Genomic DNA, 21,924 nt, shown 5'->3' with positions numbered 1-21,924 from the left:
AAAATGGGAAGGATTTGGCACAATAGTTCCGCGCAAATTCTCATTTATCGAACAAAAATTGTATTTTTGCCTGCGACTGAAAAATCAGTAATATCATAGAATAGACAATTCCCGAACAAATATGAGCGAAGATTTTGAAGCACCGAAAGATGATTTGGACAAGGAACTCCCGGCCGGGAGCGAAGAACACTCGGATTACAAACCTGCGGACGCAAAGGATGCCAATATAAAGCACCAACTGAGCGGCATGTACCAGAATTGGTTTCTGGACTACGCCTCATACGTTATATTGGAACGTGCCGTACCCCATATCATGGATGGTCTGAAACCCGTACAGCGGCGTATCCTCCACTCCATGCGCCGCATGGAAGACGGGCGCTACAACAAGGTGGCGAACATCGTAGGACATACCATGCAGTTCCATCCGCACGGTGATGCTTCTATCGGCGATGCTCTGGTACAACTGGGACAAAAGGACTTGCTCGTGGATTGCCAGGGAAACTGGGGTAACATTCTGACGGGTGACAGCGCCGCTGCCCCCCGTTATATCGAAGCACGTCTCTCCAAGTTCGCACTGGATGTGGTATTCAACCCCAAGACCACCGAATGGAAACTCTCTTATGACGGGCGAAACAAAGAACCGGTTACACTACCGGTAAAATTCCCACTGCTGCTTGCACAAGGTGTGGAAGGTATTGCCGTAGGCCTGTCATCCAAAATATTACCACATAACTTCAATGAGCTGTGCGATGCTTCCATCAGCTATCTGCACAACGAAGAATTCAAGCTGTACCCCGACTTCCAGACGGGAGGCAGTATCGATGTATCCAAATACAACGACGGTGAACGTGGCGGTGCGATACGCGTGCGCTCCAAAATAGAAAAGATAGACAACAAGACACTTGCCATTAAGGAAATTCCTTACGGGAAAACGGTGGCCAGTGTATGCGACTCCATCGTAAAGGCCAGCGAAAAAGGAAAAATCAAGATACGTAAGGTAGAGGACCTAACATCCGGCAGTGTGGAAATATTAGTGCATCTAGCCCCGGGTGTATCATCCGACAAGACCATCGATGCCCTCTATGCCTTCACCGACTGTGAAGTGAGCATCTCTCCCAACTGCTGTGTCATCGACGACCAAAAGCCCCACTTCCTCACCGTGAGTGATGTATTGCGCAAATCAGTCGACAACACATTGGCACTGCTACGCCAGGAACTGGAAATCCGTAAGGGAGAGATACTGGAAAGCCTGCATTTCGCTTCACTCGAAAAGATATTCATTGAAGAACGTATTTACAAGGATAAGGAGTTTGAACAAGCCAAAAACATGGATGCCGCCTGCGAACATATCGATGAGCGCCTGACTCCCTACTACCCGACTTTTATCCGCGAAGTGACCAAGGAAGACATCCTCCGGCTGATGGAGATAAAGATGGCACGTATCCTCAAATTCAACTCCGACAAGGCAGAGGAACTGATAGCACGCATGCGAAAGGACATAGAGGAGATAGACCACCATCTGGCAAACATCGTGGAATATACCGTCGACTGGTTCCGTATGTTGAAGGACAAGTACGGCAAAGCCTTCCCCCGCCGCACGGAACTGCGTAACTTCGACACCATCGAAGCAACCAAAGTCATCGAAGCCAACGAAAAGCTGTACATCAACCGCGAAGAGGGGTTCATCGGAACTGGATTGAAGAAAGACGAATTCATAGGCAACTGCTCGCCCATAGATGACGTGATTATCTTCTTCCGCGATGGAAAATATATCATCACACCGGTGGCCGACAAGAAGTTCGTGGGCAAGAATATACTTTATGCCAACATTTTTAAGAAGAACGACAAACGTACCATCTACAATGTCTGCTACCGTGACGGCAAGGAGGGGACAAGCTATATCAAGCGTTTTGCCGTCACTTCCGTGGTGCGTGACCGCGAATACGATGTGACACAAGGTACTCCCGACTCCCGTATCACCTACTTCACCGCCAATCCCAATGGAGAAGCTGAAATCATCAAGGTAACCCTGAAACCCAATCCCCGTGTACGCCGTATTATCTTCGAGGAGGATTTCAGCAACATCAATATCAAGGGACGGCAGGCCATGGGAAATATACTCACGAAACTCCCCGTACACAAGATAGCCTTGAAACAACGTGGAGGCTCCACGCTGGGCGGACGGAAAGTCTGGTTCGACCGTGATGTGCTACGTCTCAACTACGACGGGCGCGGAGAATATCTCGGAGAATTCCAGAGCGAAGACACCATCCTTGTCGTACAGAACAGCGGAGAGTTCTATGCCACCAACTTCGACTTGAACAATCACTATGACGATGGCATACGCGTATTGGAGAAATACGATCCGAACAAAGTATGGACCGCCGTACTCTACGATGCCGACCAGCAGAACTATCCTTACATCAAGCGTTTCTGCTTCGAGGCAACCGCCCGCAAGCAAAACTACTTGGGAGAAAACAAGAACAGCAGCCTCATTCTGCTGACAGACGAGTGCTACCCACGTTTAGAAGTGGTGTTTGGCGGCCACGACAATTTCCGAGAGCCGATGGTGGTGGAAGCCGACGAATTCATCGCCGTGAAAGGCTTCAAAGCAAAAGGTAAGCGCCTGACCACCTATACTATAGAAACCATCAACGAGCTGGAGCCTACCCGTCAACCGGAACCCTCGCAGAAAACCGAAGAGCAGGAAACGGATGAAGAACCGGAAATTCTGGACCCCGACCACGGTAAAAGCGAAGGGGACATACTGGACGAGATGACAGGACAGATGAAGCTGTTTTAATTACGAGATGGCACACAGATGTCTATAATCAACGATTAGTTATTAAAGTAAAATGATATTAACAAGTAAATGCAACTCAATACTCCTCCTCTACTGCCTGCTCTTCTCCAGCATCATCGGAGTGAGAGCACAAGAAGCACAATGCAGGGACTTCGACCGGGAGCTACGGGCTGACTCCACCAACCGTAACCGTATTATCACCCGTGCCACCATGTATGGTGTCGGCTTCACCAACGTGTTCGACACTTATCTTTCACCTCAGGAGTATAAGGGAATCGATTTCCGTATCTCCCGCGAAAGCATGCGGATGACACGGTTGATGGACGGCAACGTGTCTCTGCAAACTTTCTTCCAGGCAGACTTAGGATATACACACAACAAAGTAGACAATAACAATACATTCTCCGGACTGGCCAACTGGAACTACGGCCTGCATTATAATTTTCCAATCACGGGCAATTTCAAACTGCTTGCCGGAGGAGTCGGCGACTTCAACGGTGGCTTTGTCTATAATCTGCGCAACGGAAACAACCCCGCCCAAGCACGTGCCTATATCAACCTTGCCGCATCTGGAATGGCTATTTGGGACTTGCGCATCAAGAACCGTCCCATCACACTACGCTATCAGGTAAATCTTCCCTTGGCAGGTATCATGTTCATGCCCAACTATGGACAGTCCTACTACGAGATATTTACGTTAGGACATTGGGACGGAGTAGTGAACTTCACCTCCCTGCACAACCAGCCCTCTCTGAGACAAATGCTGACCGCAGACTTTCCGGTGGGACGTGCCCGGATGCGTTTCGCTTACATATGGGACGCACAACAGTCCAAAGTAAATGAAATAAAGACACATACTTACTCGCATGTATTCATGGTGGGGTTCGTAAAGGAACTCTATCTGTTTCCTAACAAGAGAAAGTAAAAAGTGACAAGGTGATAAACGATAAGATGATAAGGATAATGTGCATGAAAAGAAGATATATTTTAATAATTTGGAGTATCCTACTCACGTTATTGCCCCTATTGAACGGATGTATTCGTGAGGAAGAGTTCGACAATACCCCACAAGGCAATTTCGAAGCCTTGTGGAAAATAATAGACGAACAGTACTGCTTCCTGGACTACAAGCAAATAGACTGGGATGCCATCCATGACAAGTACCAGCCACTCATTACCCCGGGAATGAGCTACGACGGTCTATTTGAAATATTAGGTAACATGCTTGCCGAGTTAAAAGACGGACATGTCAACTTGTACTCTTCTTCCAACATGGCGCGCTACTGGGACTGGTATCTGGATTATCCTCGTAACTTCAACGAAAGTATCATTGAAAAGTACCTGGGAAGAGACTACCGCATTGCTGGAGGCGCCAAATATACCATATTGGAGGACAACATAGGATATATCTATTACGGTGATTTCTCCAGCGGCATCGGAAACGGCAACCTGGATGAGATTCTGTTATACCTTTCCGCTTGTAACGGCCTAATTATCGACGTGCGCAACAATGGTGGCGGCAACCTGACAAACGCCACCCGAATGGCACAACGCTTCACGAATGAAAAAGTACTGACGGGATATATTCAGCACAAGACCGGCAAAGGCCATAGCGATTTTTCAGATCCGACTCCCATTTATGTGGAACCTTCCAACAGTATCCGCTGGCAAAAAAAGGTAATTGTCCTGACCAACCGTCATTCCTATAGTGCAACCAATGATTTTGTCAACTCCATGCGCTGTTTTCCCAATGTCACCCTGGTTGGTGATAAAACCGGCGGCGGGTCGGGCCTGCCATTCTCTTCGGAACTGCCCAACGGATGGGGGGTACGCTTTTCTGCCAGCCCGCACCTCGATGCCCAAAAACAGCATATCGAGTTCGGCATCGACCCGGACAAGAAAGTGGATATGAGCAAAGAAGATGAGAACAATGACTTGGACACCATCATTGAGGAAGCAAGAAAAATACTGAAAGTGACTTTCTAAAACGACTTTATCTACAAAACAATTTGCCAAAACGAAAATTCTTTCTATCTTTGCTCCCGCTAATCGGAATTATTCCGCGGATGTGGCGTAATTGGCAGCCGCGCCAGACTTAGGATCTGGTGCCGTGAGGCGTGTAGGTTCGAGTCCTATCATCCGCACAATCCCTATAATAAATTTCAAAAGACAAACAACTAAGAGGGGAGGATATTCATTAAGAAGCATCCTCCCTAACCGCTTCAAGTACCTTTTTTATCTCATCAAAACACAATATTTAGAATACTTATTGTATCTTTGCTTCCAAGAAACACTTCGATTAACCTGAAAAAATGAAACAAAATACGATAAGACCGATGCTTTTCAAGTATTGGGTAGTGTGCCTTCTATTGTTCATCCTCTTCATCCAGGCCAGGGCTTCTTCCTTCATGCCCGCCGTCACCAACTATCTTGCCAAAGACTATGAAGCCGGTTATCAGAACTGGGCATGTGCGCAAGGCAGCAACGGCGAAATGTATTTCGGCAACAGCCAGGGGCTCCTGGTATATGACGGTTATCGCTGGACTCTCCACAAAGTGCCGGGGAACCATATTGTCCGTTCGGTGTATGTGAAAGAAGACCGTATCTATGTGGGGGCATTCGAGGAATTCGGCTATTTCAAGTATTCGGAGGCAGGCACTCTCCGGTACCATTCTTTGAGCAAATTCCTGAAAAATTTCCCCATGGAGAACAACGAGATATGGAACATTGTAGAGCTGGACGATCGCATCTACTTCCAGTCGTTCAGCGCCTGGTTCTCCTACGACGGGAAGATGGTACGCGCTTTCCGCAACAGACAGCAACAGCCGCTCTACTTCTACACCCAAAACGGACATATCTACACACAGATGATTGATGAGGACTTCTATGAATTCGACGGCAAGGATTTCCATCATCTCTTCCCCCGCAGCCAAGTGAACGATGACAATGTAGTGGCATTACTGCCCGACGGGGACGACAGCTTCTTGATGGTCACAGAGAATAACGGATTGTTCCGCTACAACGGTGACATCACTCCCTGGAAAACGGACATTGATACGGAACTAAAGAAACAGCGGGTGAACCGTGCTGTAATGACCAATGACTCTATATTCATGATAGGCACGGTCTTGAACGGTATATACGCCATCGACCGCAAAGGACATTGCCTTTGGCACTTCAACCTGGACAACCGCCTGGACAACAACACCGTCCTGGGGCTGTTCTGTGACAAAGACAACAACGTATGGGCAGCATTGGACGACGGCATTGCATACATCCACCACAACTCCCCCGTTATGCTGCTAACCCCTGCCAACCATGAAACCAAATTGGGTATGGTGTACGACATAGCCCATCGGGATGACTGTTTCTATCTGGCCACCAACCAGGGCTTGTACGAATACCACCAGATTACCGGGAATCTGCGCCTGCTTCCCCATACCGAAGGTCAGAACTGGTATGTAAAGGACATTGACGGGCAACTCTTTGCAGGCAACAATGCCCATACCTTATTAATAGGTGAAAAAGGGAACGTTTCCGTCATAAGCAATACCAACAGCAGTACGTGTCTGATAAAGTGCACCCTCTATGGCGAAGAGATACTGTTGGAATCATCCTACGCCGACTTGCGTATCTATAAAAAGAAGAACGGGCAATGGACCTTTTCGCATGTCATAGACGGCTTCATTGCACCGGTCATGCACTTGGAGGTGGACCAAAGCGGTGTCATCTGGGCTTCACACATGTATCAGGGAGTCTATAAAATAGTCTTGAGCGATGACTTGTCGGCTGTAAAAAGCGTACGGCACATCTCCCATTTAGGCTCGGAATATATCATCGGCCCTATCCAAGTAATGAAAATGCGAGGACGTATCGTCTTTTCCAGTCCCAACGGCTTCTATACCTATGACGACATCACCCGGCAGATTATCCCCTTCCAAAAGCTGAATGCCATTCTGCCCTATATCAGGAATGCTCATTCTGTGGTATCCGTCACGAACGACCGCTTCTGGCTGTCCGGTTCACATGAGTACGTACTGGTAGAGTACGCAGAAGGAGAGTACATCGTGAAGCAGCGCATCCTCATCGAACTGTTTGATTCTCCATGCATAGAGAACTACAACAATGTGTTCGTCGACAATGACGTTGTCTATTTTAATCTGAACAACGGAATCGCCAGTTACAGCAAAAACACAGACAGCCTCAGTCCTACTCTGGAGTCCGCCCTCTCACTGAGCTCGGTCACTGCTTCCTCTTCCGATAAAAAGGAGAAACGCCTGCCTCTGTCTGGAAATGTCGAACTGGAAAGCAATTACCGGGATTTGCTGTTCTCAGTAAGCCTGCCGCATTACAATAAATTGTCCGTACATTTCCATTATGTCCTGCAAGGAGGACAAGGCATGGCGCTGACATCGGACCTGAAAGAGCCCGAAATCCGCTACGGTAGCCTGGATTACGGAGAATACACATTCCAGGCAGAAGCCTATAATGATTTGGGACAGAAAATCGGTGAGGTGGAATATCATTTTGCCATAGCCCGCCCTTTCTACCTCTCCTATTATGCCTTTGCGCTCTATCTCATAGTTCTCACAGCGCTTGTCTACTTTTTCTCCAAGTGGCGCGCCAACCGTGCCATGGAAAAGAAACGGAAGGAGTATGAGGCAGAGCAGGTGCAGCAGAACATCAAGATGCGCGAGCAGGAGCATCTGATAACTCTGCAGCAACAGCAATTGCTGGAAGCCGAGTTGTCGGCAAAGAGTAAAGACCTTGCCAGCATGGCACTGGGTGTATTTGCCAAGAACGAGGTCCTGGAGAAACTTCGTACTGTCGTACAAGAGTCCCTGGTGAAAGGGCAATATGGACGCAAGAACCTCGAATCTCTGCTGAAGCTCATCAACGAAAACATCGAGACACAGGAATTTTGGGATGTATTCCAGAACAATTTCGACCTGATTCATGAGAAATTCTTCCGTAATTTGCGCGAACGTTATCCCAGTCTTACCGCTACCGACCTCCGTTTTTGTGCGCTGCTGCGCCTGAATCTTTCTACGAAAGACATTGCGCAAATGACCAACCTCACTATCCGGGGAGTAGAGGCAGCACGCTACCGTTTGCGCAAGAAACTGGATATCCCCGACGGAACGGGATTAGTGGATTTTCTCATCGACTTGAAATAAAGCGGCTACAAATCATTCAATCATAACAAACTGATTATTAGAAACAAGTAACACGAAAACGTAGTAAAACGGTACCCATTTTTACCCTAAACGTATTATCGTGGTAGTGTTTTTTTTTGCCTTACTTACCGTAATTACTTCCTTTGCCGGCAGAATTATTAACTCTTAAATTTAGTTTATGAGAAGGCAAACTTTATTTCTTCTATTCATGATTTTGTTCTCATTGCCACTGACAGTTTTGGCACAAGGAACAAAGACAGTTAAAGGAACTGTTGTTGATCAGAACAACGAACCGATTATTGGAGCCACGGTTGTAGTAAAAGGCTCTACTATTGGAGCAGCTACCGACCTCGACGGTAACTATGTACTGAACGGCGTCCCCGAAGACGCAACTCTCGTATTCAACTATTTGGGCATGTTGCCGCAGGAAATAAGCGCTGCGGGACAATCCGTCATTAATGTAAAGCTACGTGAAGATGCACAACTACTGGAAGAAGTTGTTGTCATCGGTTACGGTTCGGCCAAGGCGAAAGACCTGACGGCCCCGATTGACGTTGTCAAAGAGAAAGAACTTATCAATGTTCCTACCTCCTCCCCGATGGCAGCATTGCAGGGAAAGGTACCGGGTGTTAACATCATCAATTCGGGAACGCCGGGCGAAGGTCCTAAAGTGACCATCCGTGGTATGGGTTCCTTCGGTGACACTTCTCCTCTCTATGTAGTGGACGGAATGTTCTACGACAACATCAACTTCCTGAACAATTCCGACATTCAGGACATGACCATCTTGAAAGACGCATCCGCATCTGCCATCTACGGTGTACGCGCCGCCAACGGTGTTGTAATCATCACCACCAAGAAAGGAAGCCGCAACCAGGATGCCAAGATTACCTATAACGGTTATGTAGGTATTCAGAAAGCCACCAACCTGCTGGAGATGTGTAACTCTCACGAGTATGCCACCATGATGTTGGAAGCCAACCCGGAAGCTTACCGGTCGATTTTCGAAAAGTCAGTAGCCGAATTCGGAGGCAATATGGAAAACCTGCAATTCAATGCCGATACCAACTGGTATGACGAACTGTTGCGCACAGCCATGATGACCAATCACAGCTTGAATATCTCCGGTGGTACGGAAAAAGCGACCTACTCTGCCGGCATGAGCTATCTGGCACAAGACGGTATCATGGACGTGGAAAACTACTACCGCCGCTTGAACTTCCGTGCCGCCCTTGACTACGAAGCCCGCAAATGGCTGAAAGTAGGCTTCAACGGCGTATTCAGCAACTCGCAGCAGCAGCTTCCCAAGAATGCCGCATGGCAACAGGCATACAACACACCGTCTATCATCCCGGTGTATGATGACCGCCGCGACGATGCCGTGTTCCCTAAGAAGTACACATCGCCCGAGCAGGTGGGCCTGACCAACAACTTCAACAATCCGGTAGCCACTGCCAACTATTACGACAACCGGAACGAGACCTACCAAGTGCTGACCAACTTCTATGCACAGCTCAACCTCATCCCCGACAAGCTGAATATACGCAGTAGCTACAGCTACGACTACTCAATGATTCGCGGTTCTGAGTTCACTCCTACCTACTATGTAGGCACCAACCAGAAGAAAGAGGTTACCGAACTCACTAAAAAGAACACTAACTACTACAAATATATATGGGACAACGTGGCCACTTATACTGACAAGTGGGGCAAACACTCCTTTACCGGTATGCTGGGTGCATCCATGCGTCAAGAGCAATACCGCCTGCTCGAAGGTACCGCCACCAACGTGCCCGAAGGTGAGGACGTGTGGAAATACATCGCACTGGGCAACAAGGAAGGCGCTACGGTGAAAGACGACGGCTGGAAATACCGCGGTCTCTCCTATTTCACCCGACTGAATTACAACTACAACGACAAGTACATGTTGATGTTCACCTTCCGTGCCGACGGCTCGTCCAAGTACAACGACAAATGGGGCTACTTCCCCTCCATCGGTGCCGCATGGGTCATCTCCCAAGAACCGTTTATGAAGAACCAGAATATCTTCGACTACATGAAGCTGCGTGCCAGCTGGGGTAAGCTGGGTAACGACAAGATTGCTGCCAGTGCAGGCTTCGCAAGCATACAGAACGTACAGTCCGTATTCGGTCCCAATACCGCCATCGACGGATTCATCAACACCACCAACTTCAGCTGGCTGGGTTGGGAAGTAGTGAACGAAACCAACGTGGGCGTCAACTTCAGTACACTGAAGAACCGCTTGAACGCCGACATCGACTGGTACTACCGTCTGACTGACAACGCCGTGATTTCACCCAAGCTCCCGATGAGTGGCGAGCTGCTGGCCGGCAACAACGGACAGATTCTGAATACCGGTATCGACCTCTCCTTGAACTGGAACGACAAGATTGGCCAGGACTTCAATTACAACATCGGCGTCAATCTCTCTTATCTGCATAACGAAGTGAAAAGCCTAAAAGGAAACATGAAAATCATCAAAGGCGGAAAGACCGTGAATATGGTGGGCGAGACGATGAACTCATTCTATGGCTACAAGGTCATCGGCATCTACCAGACTCCTGAACAATGTGCTGCCGACCCCATCGCCGTGGCCAACGGACTGGAACCCGGCGACTTCATCTACGAGGACGTGAACGGCGACCATGTGATAGACGGAAACGACAAGCAGGTGTTGGGCTCATACGTGCCCAGCTTTACTTATGGCTTCAATGCCGGATTCTCTTATAAGAACTTCGACTTCAGCCTCACTACCTACGGACAAGCAGGCGGCGAACTGTGGAACCGTAAGCGTGCCCTGCGCTATGCAGCCGACTACTATAACTTTGACCGTGCACAGTATGAGAACCGCTGGACGGGTGCAGGCTCTACCAACGAACATCCGTCGGCCAAGGCTCTTCTCAAAACCTGGAACAAATCAGACAGTAACAACGCTTCCTATTTCGTAGAAAGCTCCGATTACTTCCGCATCCAGAACATCACGCTGGGCTACTCGTTCAAGAACTTGAAGATAGGCAGCTACGTGATGCCGGGACTCCGCCTCTCATTGACGGCCGACCGCCCCTTCACTACCTTCAAGGCCAACAGCTTCACACCTGAAGTGTCGGATGCCGAAGGTTGGGATACCGAAGTATACCCTCTGACTTCAACCTATACTTTCGGAGTGCAAATAGATTTCTAAACCCTAAAACGTAAAACAATGAAATTCTTAAAGAAAACATTCGCATATATACTTCCGGCCATGATGGTACTGGGAGGAGCTACCGCTTGCACCGATTTCATAGAAATCGATCCGGAGAACAAAGTTCCCGAACAAGGCGTGGACTTTACCAACAAGAACAATATGTACCAACCCGTAGTGGGTGCCTACTCCAAAGTACGCACACAGGGCATGCACTGGTGCAACGCACTATTGATGTTCACCCGCGACGGTGACGTGTGGTCGGGCCGTACCGATGACCAGGGCGATGCCGTGGCCTTCGGACGCAAGTTCAACTACAACAACTCATTCTGGGCACTGAACCAGGTATGGATGAACTTCTACGACATCATCCGCATCACCAATGCCGCCCTGCAAAGCCTCGACGGTTATGCCGAATATCTTGCTGCAGGAAGCGAAGATTACAAAACCTACGAATCCTATTGCGGCGAAGTACGTACCATCCGTGCATGGGCTTACTATTGTCTGGTGACCAATTTCGGTCCCACCGTCATCTACCGTGACAACCTGCAGACCGATTTTCGCCGTTCTACCGTAGAGGCCGTATATAATTATATGCTGGAAGATTTGAACTACGCCATCGACAAACTGCCCCGCATGCGTCCCAACCAGATGGAACACAAGGGAGCCGTGACAGCCTTCACCGCCCAAGCATTGGCCGCCCGCATCTATCTGCTGAAAGGAGACTATGCACAAGTGGAGACACTGACCGATGACATCATCAAGAACGGTGGATTCCGTCTCTACGACGACTTCTACCAGCTGTTCAAAATTCCCGGAAAGTTGTGTGACGAATCTTTGTTCGAATGCCAGGTAACAGACTACGGCAATGGTTCTGGCGATTACCTGGGCGTAGACCAATGGTTCAATTTCCAGGGTCCGAACATGGCAGAGAGGTATGATGAAGTAGTGAACGCAGACGGTACCATCAGCTACAAGCAAGCCGAAGGCACCAAGTCCATAGGCGGCTGGAATTTCATAGGCTATGAACCCGAGTTCGTGGCATGGGCCGAAGCCCGTGGCGAAGGTGTGCGTGCCGAAACTTCTTTCCTGAAAGCCCTGAGCAAGACGCGCGAGGGTTGGCAGGTAGGTCCCACATCGGCCACCAAGACCGACTGTTGGAACGGCAAAGGTTACCTTCCCTACAATCAGATGACTCTTCCACGTACAACCTACGGAGCCAACAATAATGTGCGTATCATCCGCTATGCCGAAGTACTGCTGATGAACTCCGAAGCCAAAGTCAGACTGGGCAAGGATGGAGACGCAGGCTACAACGAAGTGCGCCGGCGTGCAGGCATGAGCACCAAAACCGGTGTTACCCTGAAAGACGTGATGGACGAACGCCGGATGGAACTTTGCGGCGAATGGTGTGCCCGTTATGTGGACTTGGTGCGTACCGGCGATGCCGCCACCGTACTCGGTCCCAAAGGATGGACAGCAGAAAAGACTTATTGGCCCATACCGGCCAACCAGTTGGACGACCTTCCTGATTTGAAGCTGGAACCCATTGACGGAATTGCCGAATAAATCCGTTCCAATATGGTAAAAAGATTCCTAATCAGTTGTGGAATAGCCTTTGCCGCTCTGGCGGCAAAGGCAACCCCTGACGATTCCATCAAAGTGGTGAAGGGGCAAGTCAGTGACTATTACATCACTGTAACCCAAGACCGTATCGTAAAAGGACACGTACTGGACACCAACCGCCAGCCACTCGCAGGCGCCACAGTCATGTTCTTCGCAAGTCCCATGCACAATACCACTGCCCACGACGGCAGCTTTGCCATCAAAGGAGCGAAGAACGACGTGCACCTGTATGTCTACTATCCCGGGAAAAAGATAGTGAACAGAATCCTGGCACTGGATGAAACCGATATTGAGGTAGTGATGGAAAAAGAGGTACACAAGGCAACCGCAATCTGCCGCCCCGCCCAGGCGACCCGGTGGTATGACCCACAGGCGCCTCTGTCGCGCACCTTCTGCAATCCGATGAACATCAGTTACAACTTCGAGCCTTTCAACAACAATGTGCGTCCCAACGGTTCGTTCCGTTCCTCTGCCGACCCGATGGCGGTGGAATACAAGGGAGAATACTTTCTGTTCTCCACCAACCAGGGCGGTTTTCACTATTCCAAGAACCTGGTGGATTGGGATTTCGTTCCTGCCGGCTTCCAGCGCAAGCCTACGGACGATGACCAGTGTGCGCCGGCCGCCTATGTAAGCGGCGACACGCTGTTCTATACCGGCTCCACCTACGAAGGTCTGGCCGTGTGGTACAGCACGCATCCCAAAACGGGACGTTTCAAACGTGCCATCGAAAAGAACGTACTTCCTTCATGGGATCCTTGTCTGTTTCTGGACGACGACGGCAGATTGTATCTGTACTATGGCTCCAGCAATGAATATCCCTTGAAAGCGGTAGAACTGGACCGGAATGATTTCTACCCCATCAGCAAGATTCACGATGTCATGATGCTCCGCCCCGAAGAACACGGCTGGGAACGTTTCGGCATGAACAATGACGATGAAGTGACACTCCGCCCATTCACAGAGGGCGCTTACATGACCAAACACAATGGCAAATATTATTTCCAATATGGTGCTCCGGGCACTGAATTCAAAGTCTATGCCGATGGCGTATATGTTTCGGATTCCCCGCTGGGCCCGTTTGTCTACCAGAAGCATAACCCGATGTGCTACAAGCCGGGCGGTTATGTGCAAGGTGCCGGTCATGGAGGCACGTTCTGCGACGTGAAAGGCAATTACTGGCACGTGGCCACCTGCATGCTCTCCCTGAAGTACAAGTTCGAACGCCGCATCGGTCTTTATCCGGTGGCTTTCGACAAGGATGGTGTCATGTATTCGTCCACTGCCTTCGGCGATTATCCCAACTGGGCAGCACCGATGGACGTAAAGAACCCTGCAGAGCGTTTCACGGGATGGATGCTTCTGTCCTACGGCAAACCGGTGGAGGTATCATCTACGGATAGCATCCATGCAGCTTCCAACCTGACGGACGAAAGTATGCGCACCTACTGGGCAGCCCGTTCCGGCAACCCCGGCGAATGGGCCGGGATAGACCTGGGCAGTACAAAGAATGTACGTGCCGTGCAGTTGAACTTCTACGACCATAAAGCGGTTCAATACAACCGTGCCATGGATATTTATCACCAATACCGTATTTTTGCTTCCGAAGACGGAAAAGAATGGACATTGGTCATAGACAAGAGCGACAGTGACAAGGATTGTCCGCACGACTACATCGAGCTCAACGAGCCGTTGCGTGCCCGTTATCTGAAATACGAGAATGTGCACATGCCTACGGGAAATGTCGCCTTGTCCGGCTTCCGCGTCTTCGGGAACGGTGACGGCGATGTCCCGCAAGCCGTGAAAGGACTGACTGTGAAACGTGACAGGAAAGACCGCCGGAATGCCCTTATCTCCTGGCAACCCGAAGCAAGCGCCTATGGCTACAACATCTACTACGGCACCGCCGAAGGCAAGATGTACAATGCCATCACGGTACTGGGACAGACGGAATATGACTTCCGCGGACTGGATGCGGACACGGACTATTACTTCACTATCGAGGCGCTGAACGAAAACGGCCGCTCGCCATTGTGCAAGACGACAAAAAATTAAACACAAGAAATAAAGATATGAAAAAACCAATAATGATACATGTGCTGGCTTTGTTCCTGATTTCCACATTGGCGGGCTGTGCATCCTGCTCTTCCGACTTGAAGGAAAACGGGAAAGAGAACGGAAAAGAGGAAAAGCCCGACACAGAGGAAGTACGTCCCGAATCATTCGCTTCGGATGACGAAATGCTTGATTACATCCAGAAGGTACATTTGAACTACATGTGGGACGGTGCGGAACCGACCTCCGGACTGGCACGCGAACGCATCCACCTGGATGGGGATTATCCCGAAAAGGACCAGAATGTTGTCACCACCGGCGGCAGCGGATTTGGTATAGCCGGACTGCTGGTAGGCATCGAACGCGGCTTCATCCCCAGGGAAGAAGGCGTGAAGCGCCTGACCAAGATTGCCGATTACCTGAAACGCGCCGACCGCTTCCACGGCGTATGGCCCCATTGGTTGTACGGCCCTACCGGCAAGGTGAAACCTTTCGGACAAAAAGATAACGGCGGAGACTTGGTGGAAAGCTGCTTCCTGATGCAAAGCTTGCTTTGCGTACGCCAATACTTCCGCGACGGCAACGAGCAGGAAAAGGCGCTGGCAGAGAAGATTGACCAATTGTGGAAAGAGATGGAGTTCAGCTGGTATCAGAATGGCAAGGATGTCATCTACTGGCACTGGTCTCCCGAATACAACTGGGAAATGAACTTCCCGCTGGAAGGCTACAACGAAGCATTGATTGTGTATGTGCTCGCAGCCTCCTCCCCCACTTATCCCGTTCCGGCTTCAGCCTACCACAACGGCTGGGCACGCGGCGGCGGCATCAAGTCCGACTCTGCCCCCTACGGCCTGCCTTTGGAATTGAAACACAACGGAGCCGAGAAACTGGGCGGTCCCTTGTTCTGGGCACAATACTCGCACATCGGTCTGGACCCGCGCAACCTGAGCGACCGCTATGCCAACTACTGGAACGTGGTGCGCAACCATGCCCTCTCCAACTACCGCTACTGCGTGGAGAATCCCAAACAATACAAAGGTTACGGCGAGGACTGCTGGGGACTGACCGCCAGCTACTCTACCAAAGGCTATGCAGCCCACTGCCCGGGCGACAACGACCATGGTGTCATCACACCGACAGCAGCCTTGTCCAGTTTTCCCTACACACCGGAGGAATCCATGCGTGCACTGAAGTATTTCTATTCCAAAGGCGACTGGATTTGGGGCAAGTACGGATTCTACGATGCCTTCTCCGAGGGAAGTGACTGGACGGTGCCCCGCTATCTTGCCATCGACCAATGCACCATTGCCCCGATGATTGAGAACTATCGTTCCGGCTTGTTGTGGAAACTCTTCATGAGCTGTCCCGAGGTTCAGGAAGGATTGCAGAAGCTGGGATTTAAGGCTTAGGGATTTACGATTGAAGTTAGTATGCGACATGATGGAGCAGCTAAGCTTAAGTTGAATTTCTATATCACTATTCCCCTCCCCCTTCAGGGGGCCGGAGGGGATAATCAAAATTATATCATATGAAGAAATACACATTATTAGCAGCCTTGGCTTTCTCTGCCCTCACCGTGACGGCAACGCCCAAAGAAAACACATCCCAAGGCAATCCGCAGGAGATGGATAAATTCATTACGGAGCTGATGGGCAAAATGACGCTGCACGAGAAAATCGGTCAGCTCAACCTGCCGGTAACGGGAAACATCGTCACCGGACAAGCCAAGAGCAGCGACGTTGCCGGTAAAATCCGCAACGGTGAAGTCGGAGGTCTGTTCAACCTGAAAGGCGTGAAGAACATCCGCGAAGTGCAGAAACTTGCCGTAGAGAACAGCCGCCTGGGCATCCCCTTGCTGTTCGGTATGGACGTGATTCACGGTTACGAAACGGTATTCCCCATCCCCTTGGCACTCTCGTGCAGTTGGGACATGGAGGCTATAGAGAAATCGGCCCGTATCGCCGCCATTGAGTCGAGTGCAGACGGTATCTGCTGGACGTTCAGCCCGATGGTGGACATCTGCCGCGATGCCCGTTGGGGACGTGTATCAGAAGGCAACGGTGAAGACCCCTTCCTGGGTTCAGCCATTGCACAAGCCATGATTCGCGGTTATCAGGGCAAGGATATGAGTGCCAACAACGAGATAATGGCTTGCGTAAAGCACTTCGCACTGTATGGCGCCGGAGAAGCCGGCCGCGACTACAACACGGTGGATATGAGCCGCAACCGTATGTTCAACGAATACTTCCCTCCCTACAAGGCTGCCGTAGAAGCCGGTGTGGGTAGCGCAATGACCTCCTTCAATGAAATTGACGGAGTACCCGCCACTGCCAACCACTGGCTGCTGACCGACGTACTACGCAACCAATGGGGCTTCGACGGCTTCGTGGTGACAGACTATACAGCCATCTCCGAAATGATAGACCACGGAATCGGCGACCTGCAGGAAGTATCCGCACGTGCCCTGACCGCCGGAACAGACATGGACATGGTAGCCGACGGATTTATCGGCACACTGGAAAAGTCTCTGAAAGAAGGCAAAGTGACCGAAGCCGACATTGACAAAGCCTGCCGACGCATCCTGGAGGCCAAATACAAGCTGGGATTGTTTGCCAATCCGTACAAATACTGTGACGTGAAGCGTGCCGAAAAAGAAGTGTTCACTCCCGAGCACCGCTCCATTGCCCGCCAGATTGCCACAGAGACATTCGTGCTGCTGAAGAACCAGGACAACCTGCTGCCCTTGCAGCGCAAAGGCAACATCGCCTTGATTGGCCCGCTTGCCAACACCCGCGCCAACATGCCGGGTACTTGGAGTGTGGCAGCCACGGCAGACAGATACAGCACCCTATTGGAAGGTTTCAAGAATGCTGTCGGCTCCAAGGCCAACATTCTCTATGCACAAGGCAGCAACCTGATGTACGATGCCGACTACCAGACACGCGCCACGATGTTCGGCCGTGAACTGCCCCGTGGCAATGACCAAGAACTGCTGGACGAAGCCCTGAAAGTAGCCGCACAAGCCGATGTCATTGTAGCCGCCCTCGGCGAGTCCTCCGAGATGAGTGGTGAGAGCAGTAGCCGTTCCGAACTGGAAATGCCGGACGCACAGCGCCACCTGCTGGAAGCATTGCTGAAAACGGGCAAACCCGTAGTATTGGTATTGTTCTCCGGACGTCCCGTAGTGCTGACTTGGGAGAATGAAAATGTTCCCGCCATCTTGAATGTATGGTTCGGAGGTAGTGAAGCTGCAGACGCCATTGCCGACGTAGTGTTCGGAGACGTTTGCCCCAGCGGTAAGCTGACCACCACTTTCCCGCAGAATGTGGGCCAGTTGCCTATGGCATACAACCACAAGAATACCGGCCGTCCTCTGAAAGAAGGCAAATGGTTCGAGAAGTTCCGCAGCAACTACCTGGATGTGAGCAACGACCCACTATATCCCTTCGGCTATGGCTTGAGCTACACCACCTTCCGGTACAGTGACATCACGCTCAGTTCCAAGCAACTGAATGCAGACGGCAAACTGACTGCTTCCGTAACCGTGACCAATACGGGCAACTACGATGCGGATGAAATCGTGCAGCTCTATATCCGCGACCTGGTGGGCAGCATTACCCGCCCCGTGAAAGAGCTGAAAGGCTTCGAGCGCATCCACCTGAAGAAAGGCGAAAGCAAGCAGGTGACCTTCACCATTACCCCCGAATTGCTGAAGTTCTACAACTACGACATACAGTATGTATACGAACCCGGCGAGTTCCACGTAATGATTGGACCCAACAGCCGCGATGTAAAGACTACGAGTTTTGAGTTGAAATAGGTATAGTTTTGCTTTTAGGTAAGAGGGCAGTCCGCAAGAACCGGGCTGCCCTTTTTTAACACCGTCACCAAATCTTTTTTGCATTTTGATTGTTCAGAGGAGAAAACTGAATTAGTTATCCACTAAAAGATGAATGTAATGAAGAAGAACCTAAACCTTCCCAAGAAGAAAACCGGAAGACTAAGAAACCTATTTCTGACGGTGTGCCTGCTGGCAAGTGTCGCCGCATCGGCGCAGGAGAAAACAGTAACCGGTACCGTGACCGATGCCCTGGGTGACCCGCTGATTGGTGCCACCGTATTGGTGCAGGGAACCTCCAATGGCGTGATTACCGACATAGACGGCCGGTACTCCATCCAGGCCACCCCGGAGAACACATTGGATTTTTCCTATGTAGGCATGGTGAAGCAAGCTGTCAAGGTAGGCAGCCAGTCGGTAATCAACGTCCAGATGAAAGACGACTCGCAGATGCTGGCCGAAACCGTTGTCATCGGTTATGGCAGCGCCAAGAAGCGAGACCTTACGGGCTCCATCACCAACATTAAAGGCGACGAAATCGCCAACAAGCCGGTGGTCAACCCCGTATCCGCACTGCAAGGAAAGATTGCCGGCGTGCAGGTGATAAACTCCGGCAAGGCAGGCTCCGACCCGGAAATCCGTGTACGCGGAACAAACTCCATCAACGGCTACAAGCCACTCTATGTGGTGGACGGACTGTTCAACGACAACATCAACTTCCTGAATCCGCAGGACATCGAATCCATGGAGATACTGAAAGACCCGTCGTCGCTCGCCATCTTCGGTGTGCGCGGTGCCAACGGCGTGATTATCATCACCACCAAGAAGGCGAAAGAGGGACAGACACGCGTCAATATCAACGGCTCGTTCGGTTTCAAGTCCGTCACCGACAAAATTGCACTGACGGATGCCGAAGGCTTCAAACTGCTGTACAACGAACAGTTGAGGAATGAAGGCAACCCGGAATACAACTTCTCGGACTGGACGGGAAACACCAACTGGCAGGATGAAATCTTCCAGACTGGGTTCATCACCAACAACAACATCAGCATCACGGGTGCCTCGGACAAGAACAGCTTCTATCTCGGTGCGGGCTATGCTTACGAGCAAGGCAACATCAAGCACGAGAAGTACAGCAAAATCACGCTGAACATCAGCAACGACTATAAAGTGACGGACAACCTCAAGGTAGGTTTCCAATTCAACGGGGCACGCATGCTGCCCGCCGACACGAAGAGTGTGGCTACGGCCCTGCGCGCAGCTCCGGTGGCGCATGTATTCAATTCCGAGTACGGCCTCTACACTTCACTGCCCGGATTCCAGAAGGCACAGATGAACAACCCGATGGTGGACGTGGACCTGAAGGCGAATACCACGAAAGCCGAGAACTACCGTGGCTCGGGCAATGTGTACGGCCAATGGGATTTCCTAAAACACTTCCAGTTCAAGGCCATGTTCTCCCTGGACTATGCCTCGAACAGCACACGGACATACACCCCGGTTATCCAGGTATATGACGCAAGCGTCGAAGGAGACATAGCCACGCTGGGCAACGGAAAGACCGGAGTGTCCCAAGCCAAAGAGACGGAAATGAAGGTACAGAGCGACTATCTGCTGACCTACACCAACTCCTGGGGAGACCACAGCGTGACGGCCACAGCCGGTTTCACCACCTACTACAACAAGCTCGAGAATCTGAACGGCGCCCGTACCCAGGGAGTAGGTCTGGTCATCCCGGACAATCCCGACAAATGGTACATCAGCATCGGCGACGCAGCCACCGCCACCAACGGCAGTACGCAGTGGGAGCGCTCCACCGTGTCCGTGCTGGCACGCGTGCTCTACAACTACAAGGGCAAGTACCTGTTCAACGGCTCCTACCGCCGCGACGGTTCTTCCGCCTTCTCCTACACCGGCAACCAGTGGCAGAACTTCTACTCCGTCGGCCTGGGCTGGCTGATGAGCGAGGAAGCATGGATGAAGGACATCACCTGGCTGGATATGCTGAAACTGAAAGGCTCATGGGGCACACTGGGCAACCAGAACCTGGACCGCGCCTATCCCGCCGAACCGTTGCTGACGAATGCCTACTCCGCCGTGTTCGGCACCCCGTCTGCCATCTATCCGGGCTACCAGCTTGCCTACCTGCCCAACCCCAAACTGCGCTGGGAGAAGGTGGAAGCCTGGGAAGCCGGTGCAGAAGCCAACTTCCTCCGCAACCGCCTGCACTTTGAAGGGGTGTACTACAAGAAGAAAACCAAAGACCTGCTGGCCGAAGTGCCGGGCATCTCGGGCACCGTACCGGGTATCGGAAACCTTGGCTCCATCGAGAATTCGGGCGTAGAGCTTGCCTTGAGCTGGCGCGACCGGATAGGCGACTGGAACTACAACATCGGAATGAACCTTGCCACCATCAAGAACAAGGTACTGAGCCTCGTGCAGGAAGGCTACTCCATCATAGCCGGAGACAAGCAGCAGAGCTACACAATGGCAGGATACCCCATCGGCTACTTCTACGGCTACAAGGTGGAAGGCGTCTACCAGACCCAGGAGGAGATTGAGCACTCTCCCAAGAACACACTGGCAACCGTCACCCCGGGCGACCTGAAATTCCGCGACGTGAACGGTGACGGTGAAATCACCACGGCAGACCGTACGATGATTGGTAATCCTACACCCGATGTCACCTACGGCTTCACGCTCGGCCTGGGCTACAAGAACTGGGAGCTTGCCGTTGACATGATGGGACAAGGCGGCAATCAGATTTACCGTACCTGGGACAACTACAACTGGAGCCAGTTCAACTTTATGGAGCAACGCATGGACCGCTGGCACGGTGAAGGGACCAGCAACACCCAGCCGCTGCTGAACACCAAGCATACCATCAACAACCTGAACTCCGAGTATTACATAGAGGACGGCTCGTTCTTCCGCATCCGTAACGTGTCGCTGGCATACAACTTCGACAAGGCGCTGATTTCGAAGATAGGCATGCAGGCGCTGAAGCTCTACGTGAACATACAGAACCTGAAGACGTGGAAGCACAACACCGGATATACCCCGGAACTGGGCGGAAGCGCCATCGCCTTCGGGGTGGACGACGGCAGTTATCCGATGCCGGCGATTTATACGTTCGGATTTAATCTGACGTTCTAAAAGCCTCTCCCCTAAAAAAGAGTAACTTCAAACCTCCCCCGACTCCTTCAAAGGGAACGGGGAATGA

10 protein-coding genes and 1 tRNA gene are annotated in these 21,924 nt (G+C 51.1%); all 11 read left to right on the top strand.

Annotated features, from left to right (window positions below; all coding sequences use genetic code 11):
- Nucleotides 1–121 precede the first annotated feature (121 nt).
- The 11 genes from DWZ67_RS07290 (at nt 122) to DWZ67_RS07240 (ending at nt 21,857) form a co-directional block, all read left to right on the top strand.
- Nucleotides 122–2,803 (top strand): DNA gyrase/topoisomerase IV subunit A, encoded by a 2,682-nt coding sequence (locus DWZ67_RS07290; RefSeq protein WP_057086967.1) that lies wholly within the window; start codon nt 122–124, stop codon nt 2,801–2,803.
- Nucleotides 2,804–2,855: 52 nt separating this feature from the next.
- On the top strand, nt 2,856–3,728 hold the full coding sequence (locus DWZ67_RS07285; RefSeq protein WP_120138458.1) for a DUF3316 domain-containing protein: 873 nt from the start codon (nt 2,856–2,858) through the stop codon (nt 3,726–3,728).
- A gap of 44 nt (nt 3,729–3,772) precedes the next feature.
- Nucleotides 3,773–4,789, top strand: coding sequence for a S41 family peptidase (locus tag DWZ67_RS07280; RefSeq protein ID WP_085931088.1), 1,017 nt, complete (start codon nt 3,773–3,775; stop codon nt 4,787–4,789).
- 76 nt (nt 4,790–4,865) lie between these two features.
- A tRNA-Leu gene (locus tag DWZ67_RS07275) sits at nt 4,866–4,947 on the top strand.
- Between the two features lie 168 nt (nt 4,948–5,115).
- A complete protein-coding gene (locus DWZ67_RS07270; protein WP_120138456.1) occupies nt 5,116–7,980 on the top strand; it encodes a hypothetical protein in 2,865 nt (954 codons plus the stop codon).
- Between the two features lie 178 nt (nt 7,981–8,158).
- On the top strand, nt 8,159–11,182 hold the full coding sequence (locus DWZ67_RS07265; protein WP_005830322.1) for a SusC/RagA family TonB-linked outer membrane protein: 3,024 nt from the start codon (nt 8,159–8,161) through the stop codon (nt 11,180–11,182).
- A gap of 18 nt (nt 11,183–11,200) precedes the next feature.
- Nucleotides 11,201–12,751: a RagB/SusD family nutrient uptake outer membrane protein gene (locus tag DWZ67_RS07260; RefSeq protein WP_005830324.1), complete on the top strand. Its 1,551-nt coding sequence runs from the start codon at nt 11,201–11,203 to the stop codon at nt 12,749–12,751.
- Between the two features lie 12 nt (nt 12,752–12,763).
- Complete coding sequence (locus DWZ67_RS07255) at nt 12,764–14,863, top strand: family 43 glycosylhydrolase (RefSeq protein ID WP_057086965.1); 2,100 nt, start codon at nt 12,764–12,766, stop codon at nt 14,861–14,863.
- Between the two features lie 17 nt (nt 14,864–14,880).
- Nucleotides 14,881–16,272, top strand: a complete 1,392-nt coding sequence (locus tag DWZ67_RS07250; RefSeq protein ID WP_034525906.1) for a glucoamylase family protein — start codon at nt 14,881–14,883, stop codon at nt 16,270–16,272.
- Between the two features lie 119 nt (nt 16,273–16,391).
- On the top strand, nt 16,392–18,683 hold the full coding sequence (gene bglX, locus DWZ67_RS07245; protein WP_120138454.1) for a beta-glucosidase BglX: 2,292 nt from the start codon (nt 16,392–16,394) through the stop codon (nt 18,681–18,683).
- 138 nt (nt 18,684–18,821) lie between these two features.
- Nucleotides 18,822–21,857 carry a SusC/RagA family TonB-linked outer membrane protein gene (locus tag DWZ67_RS07240; RefSeq protein WP_120138552.1) on the top strand — a complete coding sequence of 1,012 codons (3,036 nt, stop codon included), beginning with the start codon at nt 18,822–18,824 and terminating at the stop codon, nt 21,855–21,857.
- The last annotated feature ends 67 nt before the right edge of the window (nt 21,858–21,924 follow it).

The organism is Bacteroides sp. AF34-31BH, from assembly GCF_003602795.1.
In the GTDB taxonomy this organism is placed as follows: domain Bacteria; phylum Bacteroidota; class Bacteroidia; order Bacteroidales; family Bacteroidaceae; genus Bacteroides; species Bacteroides uniformis.
Note: the sequence above shows the minus strand (reverse complement) of the source record. Positions and strands in the feature narration are given on the sequence as shown.

What these genes read in the sequence shown, in the direction of transcription:
- DWZ67_RS07250 (WP_034525906.1), top strand. Translation starts at nt 14,881, where the DNA reads ATGAAAAAACCAATAATGATACATGTGCTGGCTTTGTTCCTGATTTCC.
- DWZ67_RS07280 (WP_085931088.1), top strand. Translation starts at nt 3,773, where the DNA reads ATGAAAAGAAGATATATTTTAATAATTTGGAGTATCCTACTCACGTTA.
- DWZ67_RS07260 (WP_005830324.1), top strand. Translation starts at nt 11,201, where the DNA reads ATGAAATTCTTAAAGAAAACATTCGCATATATACTTCCGGCCATGATG.
- DWZ67_RS07285 (WP_120138458.1), top strand. Translation starts at nt 2,856, where the DNA reads ATGATATTAACAAGTAAATGCAACTCAATACTCCTCCTCTACTGCCTG.
- DWZ67_RS07270 (WP_120138456.1), top strand. Translation starts at nt 5,116, where the DNA reads ATGAAACAAAATACGATAAGACCGATGCTTTTCAAGTATTGGGTAGTG.
- DWZ67_RS07290 (WP_057086967.1), top strand. Translation starts at nt 122, where the DNA reads ATGAGCGAAGATTTTGAAGCACCGAAAGATGATTTGGACAAGGAACTC.
- bglX (WP_120138454.1), top strand. Translation starts at nt 16,392, where the DNA reads ATGAAGAAATACACATTATTAGCAGCCTTGGCTTTCTCTGCCCTCACC.
- DWZ67_RS07255 (WP_057086965.1), top strand. Translation starts at nt 12,764, where the DNA reads ATGGTAAAAAGATTCCTAATCAGTTGTGGAATAGCCTTTGCCGCTCTG.
- DWZ67_RS07240 (WP_120138552.1), top strand. Translation starts at nt 18,822, where the DNA reads ATGAAGAAGAACCTAAACCTTCCCAAGAAGAAAACCGGAAGACTAAGA.
- DWZ67_RS07265 (WP_005830322.1), top strand. Translation starts at nt 8,159, where the DNA reads ATGAGAAGGCAAACTTTATTTCTTCTATTCATGATTTTGTTCTCATTG.